The following is an 11294-nucleotide window of genomic DNA, read 5'->3' as shown; positions in this document are numbered from 1 at the left end:
GGGGAAATTAAACCACCACACATATCCAGATCGGATTTTACGTTTCTGATCAAACAGGTTAATTCGCTGCACTGAGAACGAATGGACGAATGAAGCTGATGTTCTCGCTGTCTGATGGTTGACCTTAATTCGTGATTGATCTCCTTCAGCTCATAGCTTGAAGCGAAACGGTCAATGTCGGCCCGCCATGCCTCTACCGCAGCCTTGAGTTTTTCTTCAATACAACCGGCAGCCTCGAGCGCGTTATCCAGGTGTTTTGAGGACTTCATCGTATCTCCTGCAATCGATCATTTGTCCGGAGGCATTGCCTGGTAGCAAGCGTCCGTCAGTGTGAAAATCGGGCATTCGGTCGGTGAGGGAGTGACGCCTGTCCTCGCCTATGAATGCCCGGCGTACTGCACTGATCAACGCACTCCTGTACGTCGTAGCCTTGTAGATCATGACCACCTGATGAGGGGCTGTTCCTCGACAGCGACCCTGAGCAAATAGTCGATCAATTCTGTTGGTTGAGGCAGTCAGCCGTTTCCCACGATTTAGTCGGCCAAAAGCTGACTTTATGCCTGTAGGTGCATGAAGGGACGGGCGAATCAGGCACTTGATCGATTCATGTAAGAGCGGTCCTACTTTTTCACCTGTACCGGTACGGTTCAGGCCCGCATCGACCCCTTGTTGCGAAAATCGGGTGACATCTCCCCTGACGTCCCGCGCCCTAAAAAGGTCCTAAAAGGCGCGTTGAAACCGAAGGGGATAAGGGGAGCAAAACGAAGGACAAAGGGCTTACCCGCAAAAGGTTATCCGTGCATTGAACAGCCATAAGGCTCCCTCACACGTCACATTTATGAAATGAAAACATGCGAGTTTTGTCTGCCAAAAAAGAACGTGACAAAGTAATTCGGCACGCTAATACGCTGTTTTAACTATGGAAAATGGATTTTAAGGAAAGCCGATGTCGATGTTTTGTCAGATCATGGATAAATCTGATAGTGGTGGGTACGGGTGCCGACTGCTTGATTTTCAACAGTGGCTCCAATACCCGGTGCCGGTTTTCTGTACGCCAGAGATCGCTACGGATTGTCGTCGTTGATTGTTGGTGGCGGCCAGGAAGGCGGGTTGCGCGGTGGTACGCAGAATTACCCGGGTGTTCTTTCGATTGAAACCGCGTTGCAGGAGAAACAGCAGAAATGCTGCTCCGCAAAAGCCGCGGCACAACGCAGTCGGGAAGCGTTTGAACGTACGCTGCAAGCGATGCTGGGCGAGGTGGTCGTGATCGGTGAGCAAGCACCGCGTGTACCGTGCGTGAGCTTTATTGCATCGCCGGGAGTGAATACAAAAAAACTACAGTCAGCCTTGAACACGCAGTCGATCTACATAACCGCAGGGTCGGCGTGTTCGGACAAGACACTCAGCCTATCCAACACGGTCACACAGCTGGGATATCCCGACCGGGTCGCCGGAGCCACAGTACGTATTTCCATCGACGAAGAACAGTGTCAGTTCGGCTATGAGCGGATTCTGGAGGGTATGGCCCACGCGCTGAAGTTGTCTTCGACTGTCTCGGCAGCTCACGCTGTGGCTCGCGTGTCATGAGGGTGGTGACCTCCGGCTCGGCGTACCTGGACATCGACGCGTATGCCTGTTGCATTGCCTACGCCGAGCTGTTGAATCAACAGGGCGTCGATGCTCGGGCCGTCAGTAGTGCCCCGCTCAATGCCAGCATCTCCAGGACCGTGCTTGGATGGCAATCCTCTCTGGACGATTATCGGCCGAGAGCGGGTGATGAGTTCGTGTTGGTGGATGTCTCCGACTACCACCATTTCGACCCGGTGGTGGTGCTTGATCAGGTGGTGGAAGTCATTGACCACCACCCCGGTTTTGAAAACTATTGGGCGCAGAAGCTTGGATCTGGTGCGGAGATTCTGCAGATCGGAGCAGCAGCGACTCAGGTTTTTCAGCGTTGGGAAGCGACGGGGTTGTTGCCGCGGATCAGCAAAAAAAGTGCTGCGTTGCTGGCCACGGCGATTCTGGACAATACCCTGAATTTCACCGGGCAGTTGACCACCCAATCGGATATCCGGGCTTATGAGGTCCTCGCACGGCGGGCGAAACTGGCTGCGGACTGGCCTGAGCGGTATTTCTCCGAGTGCCAAGCGACTATTGAGTCAGACCTGATTGGCGCGTTGGCGGTTGATATGAAGCGGCTGAAAGTCGATAGCAACCTGCCGCAGGTTTTCGCGCAGATGGCGGTGTGGGATGCCAGTGCGCTGATCCGAACGCATCGCTCAACGATCGCTCACTGGCTGGCGGCGCAGGGTGGAGATTGGCTGTTGAACGTCATCAGCATCCGCGAGTGCAAGAGCTACTTTCTGGCTGAGCCCTTGGTCAGCCAACAGAAGTTGAGCCATTTGCTGCCGATCGAATGGCAGGCCGGAATGGCGGTGCTTGAGCGCTCGCTGCTGCGTAAGGAGCTGGTGAAGTTGGGCTTGGGCCGTATCTCCATTGCAGACGCCATACCGGAGATAGCGAGAAGTTGAGTCGCCAGGTTGACCGAATGCGCTACCGGCTCGCTTTGTCGCAACAGGTGACCGTGATTTCGATACATTGCTCTGCCCGAGGCACTTGTGGGTACACTCGCTGACCACTTCCAGCCCTCACGGTGCCCTGCATGAAAGTTGGAGTGATTTCCGATACTCACGGCCTTCTCCGTCCCGAGGCCCTTGCTGCCCTGAAGGGCTGTGAAAAAATCATTCACGCCGGCGACATCGGTAAGCCTGAGGTGCTTGAGCACCTGGCCGCTATCGCTCCACTGTTCGTTGTGCGCGGTAATAACGACCAGGACGCGCCCTGGGCAGCCCATCTGCCGGACCTTCTGCGGCTCGACCTGAGCGGATGGCGGACCCTGCTCGTGCATGACATCGCCGATGTTCCAACAGCTCTGGATGAGGGCATAAAGCTGGTAATCACCGGCCACTCGCACAAGCCTCTCATTCAATGGCGTGATGAAACCTTGTACCTCAACCCAGGGAGCGCGGGTCCACGGCGTTTCAAGCTTCCGGTGACACTGGCGCTGCTGGAGGTGCTTGAGACCTCCATCGAGCCTCGCCTGGTTTCGCTTCTGCCATGATCCGAATGAACGAAAAGGGTGGGGCCATCCGTTTCTTTCCTACCGTACAGGAGAGAAACCAAAGCGGCTTTTGAAACGCATTGAAAATCTCGAGATTGCGCGATACCCGCAGGCGTCGGCTATTTGCGAAATGCTGAAATGCGTCGTCTGTAACAGCATCATCGCGTGATGCATTCTAATCTCGGTCAGCACTGCGCTGAAGCTGACGCCTTCTTCCGCGAGGCGTCGCCTCAAGGTGGCTTCACTGACGGCTAATTCGCGACCTACCTGTGCCGCTGTCCAGTGTTTGTCCGGAGCCTTGGCCAGTAACTGGGTTAATCGCTCCGCCAGCCCAGGGATTGAAGGACGGAGGAATACAATATTCCGCTCCTGCAATGCCAACAGAAGTCCCATCAACCGATTTGTCTGTTGCGCCTCCGAAACGGTTCGTGAGTCGATTCCTCGAATGCAAAACTGCAGCGCATCATTCAAGTCTTCGTCCAGTTCCGCCGTCTTGCATTCAGTGACCATGGATGAGGCCGTGACGTTGTGCCCATAGCGTTGGTGAAACTCAGTGATCAGGTCCGGTGCGAACGTCAAAAACAGAGAAGCAAACGTCGAACTGTTTTTATCCGGTGTTTTTTGAATATCCGTGATGGCGTTTTTTGCCACGGCCATCAAGGTACGGGGATCAGCCAACTCCCAGGTACGTTCACCACTGTCCAGTGTCAAATGGCCTGATGTCACGACCAGCAACGTCGCTTCAAAAAAGCGGAAGTTGGTAGCGTGCTGAGGGCTCATCAGGCGCGGCCTGGCCAGCATGCATGGCGCTTGCGCTTGCAGGGGGGCGCCCGATGGCAGCAGCCAGCGGGCGTCGTCCGGTTGCGGGGCAGTCACAGGCTCAGGCCGATCCATGGTGAGGGTGTGGTTCCTGAAGTTGGCCGCAAAATCACAGGTCCATGTTGAGGGTGTAGGTGCCCGTAAGGCTGGCCTTGGCCAGTACATGCCCTTGCAGTGCATCCAGAATATTCGCGCCGTTAACCGGGCCCGATATCACGAGGCTGGGCACGTCCAAAGCGTAGACAGTGAACACGTAGTGGTGCAGCCGCTCGTCATTCCACGGCGGGCATGGGCCATCGTACCCGTAGTACTCGCCGGACATTTGTGGGTCCGATGCAAACCAGGCGGTGTAGTCATTGAGGCCATGGCGTTGGCCATCGCCGGTTTGCGGACCGTTTTTGCCGCGGGGGGTGATGCCGTTGCTATGACTCCCTTCGGTAATTTCCCGCTGGTTGGCAGGAATATCGATCAAGAGCCAATGGTAAAAATCGACGCGCGGCAAGGACGCTGCAATGACTTTACCTTCCTGATTCACATCATCGCCCACACTCGGGACGTCTGGGTCGTGGCATATCAGAACAAACGATTGAGTATGCTCCGGGACTTCTGTCCACGCCAGATGTGGGTTGCGGTTGCTCGAGAGTGTGTAGTGGCTCTCCGCGTTCGGAACAGCAAAGGCGTATTCCCCCGGGATGGCGGCGTTGTCATCAAAGGCGTTACTGGTCAGTTTCATGGTTGGGCCTGAATAAGCAGTGAGGTATCGGACGCCTGGCTCATCGAGTGAATGTGGCACTCGGGATCGTGGCGTTTACCAGTCCTCGAGAAGGAGCGGCTGCGGGAGTGATTTTAGAGTGGAAGTGAGTTTTGCCTTTGACCCAGCCAATCAGAAACTGAACACATCCAGTCAACTTGGGCCAGGTATAGGCATGCGTGGAGGCAGAAGAAAAGGCACTGGGTCCTAAGTCTCTGCGAAAGGGCAGGGAGACCCTACCGTCATTACAACCTCCTGATCCTTCTCAACTATGCTTATGCCATACCAAACCGGGAGCCGTTCCCCGTGAGTTTTTCTGCGGACTGTCATACAGAGCAGTCGGAGCTATACAGCAGAATGGCTGTCGAAACAGAGAGCTAGGCGTCAATCGAAAGGAGGCATGAACATGACACGCGTCCGAGTTGCGGGTTTCACTATCTCGCTTGACGGATACGGAGCGGGCCCGAATCAGGAGTTGAATCATCCGCTCGGCGTGGGCGGGACAGATTTGCACCAGTGGTTAATCCCAACACGCACCTTCCAGCGCACCCTGTTTGGCGCCGACGGCGGCACAACGGGGCTCGATGACGACTTCGCTGCGCGGAGCTTCAAGAACGTGGGTGCCTGGATTCTTGGAAGAAACATGTTCGGACCGATTCGCGGCCCCTGGCCCGACATGAACTGGAAAGGCTGGTGGGGAGACAACCCGCCCTATCACGTTCCAACGTTCATCTTGACTCATCACCCGCGCGCGCCCATCCATATGGAAGGCGGAACGACGTTCTACTTTGTCACCGGCGGTATTCACGAGGCGCTTGAGCAGGCGCGCGATGCCGCCAACGGAATGGATGTGCGCATTGGTGGCGGGCCTGACACGATTCGGCAATATCTTCGTGCCGGCCTGATCGATGAGCTGCACATCGCTATTTCGCCGGTCCTGCTGGGCGGGGGAGAGCGATTATTCGAGGGGGTTGACGCGCGCGCCCTGGGATACGAATGCGTTCAGTTCGTCGCATCGGAGAAAGCCACCCATGTTGTACTCCGGCGCCAAGGGGGCAATGGCGCTTAACAACCGATGCGCTGTCTGCGCCCATACCTGATCCGCCCGGTTCAGCGGATAGGCAGAATGGCCCGGATACGGGGATCGCGTGCGTAGAGGCCGCCCCAGGTCATGGCGCCCAGAAGCAGGGAAATGATTTCCGGCGGCGACCCCAACTCACCCATGCGGACATGGGCGCAGATGGCCCCTCCCAAAAACCCCGTCACCAGGATCGCGCCGAGGACGGTGGTGGCCGGGATGGCGTAAAGGAGGGCGCAGGCGAGTACGATCGGACCCACCACACGGGTCAGGTCCATCGCGAACCCGGTTTCCTGCAACAGGCTCGCGATCTGTGCCGGCGCAAAAAGCTGAACGGTGCCGTCTGCCACCAGGGCGATAACGACCAACGCGCTCATTATCCGGCCGACCCACAGGGCGCGATGCGAGGTCATGATTTCAGGCACATGATGCAGATTCATCGTTTCGGACACTTGTCTTTCTCCGCTGGGGTTATCCAGTTTCGAAGCTTACTGTGTCTCCGGGATGTTATAAGCACTGACAAAGTGAACGTACTGTTCTCTCTGTGGTGAACAATTCCGAGGCCCGAACATGCAGAATCTCGAACCCCTCCTCATATTCATAACAGTGGCGGAAATGGGCAGCTTCACTCGCGCGGCCGATAGCCTGGGTATCCAAAAGGGCAGGGCCTCGACGGTGGTCCGCAAGCTGGAGGAGGAGATGGGTGTCAGGCTCCTGCACCGGACGACGCGCAGCGTGCAGTTGACGGAGGATGGACGCGCATTTCATGCCCGTGCCCGCGATCTGCTTGCTGATGTCGATGACCTGCACTCGATGTTCGCGGATGATCGCGTGACACTTCGCGGGCGTTTACGGGTCGATTTCCCGACCGAGGTGGCGCGCGCCACTATCGTGCCGGCCTTGCCGGCCTTCATGGCGGCTTATCCCGAGTTGGAGTTGGAGGTGTCGAGTACGGATCGGCAGGTCGATCTGGTGCAAGAAGGGTTTGACTGTGTCTTGCGGCTTGGACCCATAAGGGACGAGACGCTGATTGCCCGTCCACTGGGCCAGTTGCCCATGGTCAACGCCGCCAGTCCCGCCTATCTGGCGCGCTATGGTGTCCCTCGAACGCTGGAAGATCTCCAGCGTCAGGGACATCAGATCATTCATTTTTCGACGATGTTGGGTGCAAGACCCTATGGATGGGAATATCCGGACGGCGACAGCCACGCGACGCTTCAGTTGCCAGGTGCGCTACACCTCAACAGCGCGCAGACCTACGAAGCGGCGGCCCTCGCCGGCCTTGGCCTGATTCAGGCACCGCTCTTGGGGATCGGCCAATACTTGGAGAGCGGATCACTGGTAGAGATCCTCCCCGATTTGCGTCGCCGAGCGCTGCCCGTGTCCCTCGTCGTCGCACATCGGAGCAATCTGTCGCGCCGGGTCCGGGTATTCATGAAATGGGTCGAAGATGTGCTGAGGCCGCATCTGCAATAGCGAGACGAACCTCTTCGTTCGTCCCCAACCGGAGGGGCTTGGATTTCAGGCACTCTGAGATTTTCCGGATCGCAAGTATCCGGCAATCAAAGCGACACGCGCGCCATAGAGGCGTGCCGTCTCCAGATCCCCTGGCGACATCTCTTCAGGGGAAGCATCGGCAGGTGTCTGCGCCATCGGAGCGATATAGGAGCCCATGCGATTCAGGTCATCGCGCTTCGAAGCCTTGACGTTCGCCGGCTTGATATCCATACCCACCCAGATGCCAGCGTGCTGCCCGGAGAGCAGGAAGAAGTATTCAAGAGTATTGAGCTTGTCGCCGTTGATACTGGCGCTGTTGGTGAAGCCGCCAAAGATCTTGTTTTGCCATCCGCCCTCAAACCAGATCTTCGAGGAGGCGTCCGCGAATCTCTTGAACTGCCAGCTAGGACCTCCCATGTAGGTCGGCGAACCAAACAGGATGGCATCTGCGCCGGCGAGAACTTGCCAGGCATCCTCGGCAACATTCCCCTCGGCGTCGATTGCAACGAGCACAGCGCCGGGGCCGGCGCCTTCAGCGATGGCGGTTGCCATGCGCGCGGTATGGCCATAGCCCGAGTGGTAGACGATGGCTGTTTTAACCGAAGTGGTGTGTGGATTCATGAGTGCTTCCCTGTGTGATTCGTGCTGGTGGGTGATATGGGAATCACTCTACTGGGGCGAAAATGCGTTATAAATCACGGTAGATCGAACAGTCTGTTATCGCTCTGATGAACAATGCCAACCCCGTGTGCCAGGGAAACTCCACCCGTTATCGAAGGAAATTGATCTATGAGCCTACCCCCAGAAGGACTTCCCATTTATCGCGTACTGACTGGCCCCGATGACGCCGCCTTTTGCCACCGTGTCAGTGACGCCTTGAGCATGGGGTACGTGCTGCATGGTTCTCCTGCAGTCACTTTCAACGGGCAGCAGGTGATCGTTGCGCAGGCAATAATCTGGTCCGCAGGTGCTACCTCCGCCAAATAGTCAGCGACTATCTCCTGGTGCGAGGACGGCCGCTTTCCCTACAATCCGAGGCCTCATGAACAAGCAACTTGCTTGGCGGGGCATCTTCCTGGCTCCGAGGCCTCATGATCCTTTTCACCGCTTGCAGGTCATTGGTCGCGATAGGGCACTTCTTCGTCCGGGCCCAAGTACACCGGTACCCGCCATCCCACCTCGCGTAACGAGTGCTGAACCTGGTCTTGAACACCCAGCAGTGTGGCAAAGATGGCCATGCGTACGGCGATACCGTTATCCGTCTGTTTGAAGATGGTCAGTCGCGAGTCGGAGTTGAGATCGACGCTGAGGTCATTGGCGTCCGGGCGCGAGTCCCGTGGTAGCGGATGCATGATCAGGGTACGGGCACCGCAGGTGGCGTTGACCAGGGCCTGGTTGATCTGGAAGTCGGTGCTGTAGCCCTCCAGCGTTTCCTGCTGGGCAAAGCGCTCTTTCTGGATGCGGGTGGCGTAGACCACATCCGCGCCCTTCAACCCACTGGGCAGGTCGTGGGTCTGTTCGACATGGTGGCCATTGCGTGCAAGGTGCTCCACCAGGCTCTCGGGCAACATCAGCGAGGGTGGCGAGATCAGTGTGATCCTCAAGTTGCGGTACAGCGCCAGCAGTTTGCTCAGCGAGTGCACGGTGCGGCCGTATTTGAGGTCGCCGACAAAGACGATATGGGCGCCATCAATCAGCTTGTCCAGGCGCGAGAATTCGCGTTGGATTGTGTAGAGATCGAGCAATGCCTGGCTGGGGTGTTCACCCGGCCCGTCGCCGGCATTGATCACCGGCACGTGAGTGGCACGGGCAAACTCGGCTACCGCTCCCTGCTCTGGATGGCGCACGACAATGGCATCGGCGTAGCCGCTGATGACCCGGCTGGTGTCATGGATCGACTCGCCCTTGGCCATTGAGGAAAAGGTAAATCCGGTGGTGTCGCACACCGATCCACCCAGGCGGGCGAAGGCTGAGCTGAAACTCAGGCGGGTGCGGGTGCTGGCCTCGAAAAACAGATTGGCCAGTACCGCACCTTCCAGTACGCGTGTGGTTTTCTGGCGGCGTGCAATCGGCTGCATGATGTCGGCGACACGCAACAGCGCCTCTACCGAGTCGCGGGTATAGCTGTCCACCGACAACAGGTGTTGGCCCGATTCACTGTTACCTGCTGGATGGGTATCTACACTATGTGTATAGGCCGATGTCTTTTTTAGAATTTCCAGGATAAACCGCTGGGCAATCTCTGGCATATTACGGACTTCTGGCGACTCGTCTGGCAACAGCCAGCTATCCAGGGCTCGCCTGGAAACGCCGATGCGCTGCGCCAATGCGTCACGGGTGAAGTTCAGGCGACGCATGGCATCACGCAGGAAGACTTGCTGGGACATTGGGAGTGATCTCGAATGATGTGTACACGTAGCGTATTGTTGCTCGCCGGTTCGTGTAACTCAAGCGTAGATTTTCGGCTGGTCTCGCAGGCGGGTGCTTCACCGGTTCATGCCCAAGTGTGCTCAGGTGCAATTTCTGCTGGAGCAGTTCCAGAAGCAGGGCAAGGCTAGCTATACGACGCTAGGACAGCGCAAGAATCCAAGGCGCACCCAGGCCCAGCAGCAGAATGAGAAACAACCCGCCGAAGATAGAGCCCAGGCGCCAGTAATCGGCACTGGGCAGATAACCACTGCCGTAGTAGACCGGGCTCGGCCCCGTGCCATAGGGCGTGATGATGCCCATCAGCCCCAGCGACGTGCCCAGCAGCAGCGCGAAGGCTTGCAGATCGATGCCGCTCACCCCCATCCCGGCCGCCAGCATCACCGGCAGCAGCGCGGTGGTGTGGGCGGTGGAACTGGCAAACAGGTAATGGGCCAGATAAAACACCACCACCAGCAGCATCATGGCAACGTTTGGAGAAAATCCATTCAGGTGGGCCGCGACGAATTGACCAAACCACGGCACAAAGCCCACCCGTGTCAGCCCGTCGGCCAGGGCCACCAGGGTGGCGAACCAGGCGAAGGTGTTCCAGGCGGCCTTGTTGCCCAGTGCGTCATCCCAAGTGATGACCTGGGTCAGAAGCATCAACACGATGACCAGGATGCCCACCAGGGCCGGGTCGAGCCAATCCCCCGCGAATATCCACAGTCCGAGCGCACTCACCACCAACGCCAACAGGATCTTTTCGCGGCGAGACAGTGGGCCCAGATCTATCAGTTCGCGGGCCGCCCAGGCCGGCACTTCTTCGTTGCTCTTGATCTGTGGCGGATACAGCCAGTACGCCAGCAAGGGCAGCACTGCCAGTAACAGCAGGCCGACCGGTGCGGCGGCGATAAACCACTGGCCCCAGGAAATATGCACGCCGGCGATTTTTTCGATCAGGGCCGAGGCCAGCAGGTTGGGCGCCAATGCGGTCATGAACAGCGAGCTGGTGACACAGGTGGAGGCGATGGCAACCCACATCAGATAGGAACCGATGCGCCGGGCGCTGGGGTCGTTCGGCTTGGAGTCGTAGAGTCCGGGCAGGTTGCGAATCACCGGGTAGATGGTCCCGCCACTACGAGCGGTGTTGGACGGGGTAAAGGGCGCCAGCACCAGGTCCGCGAGCATGACGGCATAGCCCAGGGTCAGGGTCTTGCGGCCCATGCGCTTGACCAGCAGCAACGCGATCCGCCGCCCCAGCCCGGTCTTCTCATAGCCCAGGGCAAACATGAAGGCGCTGAAGATCAACCAGACCGTGTTGTTCGCAAAACCCGACAGGCCCCATTTCAAGGCCTCCGCGGGCACCTTGAAACCTGGGCTGGCCAGTTGTTCCGGGCTGAACAGCACCCAGGGGGCCAGCACCGCCGCGACCGCGACCCCGATCAGGCCAATCACGGCGCCCGGCAGCGGTTCGAAGATCAGGCCGACGACCACCCCGGCGAACAGGGCGAAAAAATACCAGGCATGGGGGGCCAACCCGGCCGGTGCCGGCAGGAGGGCGAGCACCAGGGCAACACAAGGTGGCAGCAGAAATGTCCAGAGATTACGCACGATCGAGT

The 11294-nt window shown here is 58.0% G+C and carries 13 protein-coding genes; 6 read left to right on the top strand and 7 right to left on the bottom strand.

Annotated features, from left to right (window positions below; genetic code table 11):
* A partial coding sequence (locus HX830_RS31060; protein ID WP_177104619.1) for a hypothetical protein occupies positions 1–269 on the bottom strand: 269 nt, incomplete at its 3' end.
* Positions 270–1071: 802 nt separating this feature from the next.
* On the opposite strand from HX830_RS31060, the gene HX830_RS31055 reads away from it, so the two are divergent.
* The 3 genes from HX830_RS31055 to HX830_RS31045 all read left to right on the top strand — a co-directional run bounded on the left by HX830_RS31055 (position 1072) and on the right by HX830_RS31045 (position 3121).
* Entirely contained in the window at positions 1072–1587 is a 516-nt protein-coding gene (locus HX830_RS31055) for an aminotransferase class V-fold PLP-dependent enzyme (protein ID WP_256350847.1), read from the top strand.
* Positions 1584–2531: a DHH family phosphoesterase gene (locus HX830_RS31050; protein WP_177104617.1), complete on the top strand. Its 948-nt coding sequence runs from the start codon at positions 1584–1586 to the stop codon at positions 2529–2531. Before HX830_RS31055 ends, HX830_RS31050 begins: the two co-directional genes overlap by 4 nt.
* 131 nt (positions 2532–2662) lie before the next feature.
* Positions 2663–3121, top strand: a complete 459-nt coding sequence (locus HX830_RS31045; protein ID WP_103499748.1) for a metallophosphoesterase family protein — start codon at positions 2663–2665, stop codon at positions 3119–3121.
* Positions 3122–3160: 39 nt separating this feature from the next.
* On the opposite strand, the gene HX830_RS31040 is transcribed toward HX830_RS31045, so the two are convergent.
* A complete protein-coding gene (locus HX830_RS31040; RefSeq protein ID WP_177104615.1) occupies positions 3161–4015 on the bottom strand; it encodes a helix-turn-helix transcriptional regulator in 855 nt (284 codons plus the stop codon).
* Positions 4016–4049: 34 nt separating this feature from the next.
* Positions 4050–4673: a YbhB/YbcL family Raf kinase inhibitor-like protein gene (locus HX830_RS31035; RefSeq protein ID WP_103499750.1), complete on the bottom strand. Its 624-nt coding sequence runs from the start codon at positions 4671–4673 to the stop codon at positions 4050–4052.
* 424 nt (positions 4674–5097) lie between these two features.
* On the opposite strand from HX830_RS31035, the gene HX830_RS31030 reads away from it, so the two are divergent.
* Positions 5098–5760: a dihydrofolate reductase family protein gene (locus tag HX830_RS31030; RefSeq protein WP_177104613.1), complete on the top strand. Its 663-nt coding sequence runs from the start codon at positions 5098–5100 to the stop codon at positions 5758–5760.
* A 41-nt stretch (positions 5761–5801) separates the two neighbouring features.
* On the opposite strand, the gene HX830_RS31025 is transcribed toward HX830_RS31030, so the two are convergent.
* Positions 5802–6221, bottom strand: a complete 420-nt coding sequence (locus HX830_RS31025) for a DoxX family protein (protein ID WP_103498888.1) — start codon at positions 6219–6221, stop codon at positions 5802–5804.
* 118 nt (positions 6222–6339) lie between these two features.
* On the opposite strand from HX830_RS31025, the gene HX830_RS31020 reads away from it, so the two are divergent.
* Complete coding sequence (locus tag HX830_RS31020) at positions 6340–7245, top strand: LysR family transcriptional regulator (protein WP_103498889.1); 906 nt, start codon at positions 6340–6342, stop codon at positions 7243–7245.
* A 45-nt stretch (positions 7246–7290) separates the two neighbouring features.
* Here HX830_RS31020 and HX830_RS31015 read toward each other — a convergent pair whose 3' ends face one another.
* The gene (locus tag HX830_RS31015) at positions 7291–7887 is read right to left on the bottom strand and encodes a flavodoxin family protein (RefSeq protein ID WP_152741963.1); all 597 of its coding nucleotides are present in this window, start codon (positions 7885–7887) and stop codon (positions 7291–7293) included.
* Positions 7888–8055: 168 nt separating this feature from the next.
* On the opposite strand from HX830_RS31015, the gene HX830_RS31010 reads away from it, so the two are divergent.
* Positions 8056–8253 (top strand): DUF1737 domain-containing protein, encoded by a 198-nt coding sequence (locus HX830_RS31010; RefSeq protein WP_177104610.1) that lies wholly within the window; start codon positions 8056–8058, stop codon positions 8251–8253.
* A 128-nt stretch (positions 8254–8381) separates the two neighbouring features.
* Here the strand turns inward: HX830_RS31010 and HX830_RS31005 are convergent, their stop codons facing one another.
* A complete protein-coding gene (locus tag HX830_RS31005; protein WP_177104608.1) occupies positions 8382–9653 on the bottom strand; it encodes an aspartate carbamoyltransferase in 1272 nt (423 codons plus the stop codon).
* A gap of 181 nt (positions 9654–9834) precedes the next feature.
* On the bottom strand, positions 9835–11286 hold the full coding sequence (locus HX830_RS31000; protein ID WP_103498894.1) for an anion permease: 1452 nt from the start codon (positions 11284–11286) through the stop codon (positions 9835–9837).
* Between the last annotated feature and the right edge of the window lie 8 nt (positions 11287–11294).

The sequence above is a fragment of the Pseudomonas gingeri genome, from assembly GCF_013385425.1.
Lineage (GTDB): Bacteria > Pseudomonadota > Gammaproteobacteria > Pseudomonadales > Pseudomonadaceae > Aquipseudomonas > Aquipseudomonas gingeri_D.
Note: the sequence above shows the minus strand (reverse complement) of the source record. Positions and strands in the feature narration are given on the sequence as shown.

What these genes read in the sequence shown, in the direction of transcription:
- HX830_RS31020 (WP_103498889.1), top strand. Translation starts at nt 6,340, where the DNA reads ATGCAGAATCTCGAACCCCTCCTCATATTCATAACAGTGGCGGAAATG.
- HX830_RS31050 (WP_177104617.1), top strand. Translation starts at nt 1,584, where the DNA reads ATGAGGGTGGTGACCTCCGGCTCGGCGTACCTGGACATCGACGCGTAT.
- HX830_RS31035 (WP_103499750.1), bottom strand. Translation starts at nt 4,673, where the DNA reads ATGAAACTGACCAGTAACGCCTTTGATGACAACGCCGCCATCCCGGGG.
- HX830_RS31030 (WP_177104613.1), top strand. Translation starts at nt 5,098, where the DNA reads ATGACACGCGTCCGAGTTGCGGGTTTCACTATCTCGCTTGACGGATAC.
- HX830_RS31005 (WP_177104608.1), bottom strand. Translation starts at nt 9,653, where the DNA reads ATGTCCCAGCAAGTCTTCCTGCGTGATGCCATGCGTCGCCTGAACTTC.
- HX830_RS31015 (WP_152741963.1), bottom strand. Translation starts at nt 7,887, where the DNA reads ATGAATCCACACACCACTTCGGTTAAAACAGCCATCGTCTACCACTCG.
- HX830_RS31010 (WP_177104610.1), top strand. Translation starts at nt 8,056, where the DNA reads ATGAGCCTACCCCCAGAAGGACTTCCCATTTATCGCGTACTGACTGGC.
- HX830_RS31040 (WP_177104615.1), bottom strand. Translation starts at nt 4,015, where the DNA reads ATGGATCGGCCTGAGCCTGTGACTGCCCCGCAACCGGACGACGCCCGC.
- HX830_RS31045 (WP_103499748.1), top strand. Translation starts at nt 2,663, where the DNA reads ATGAAAGTTGGAGTGATTTCCGATACTCACGGCCTTCTCCGTCCCGAG.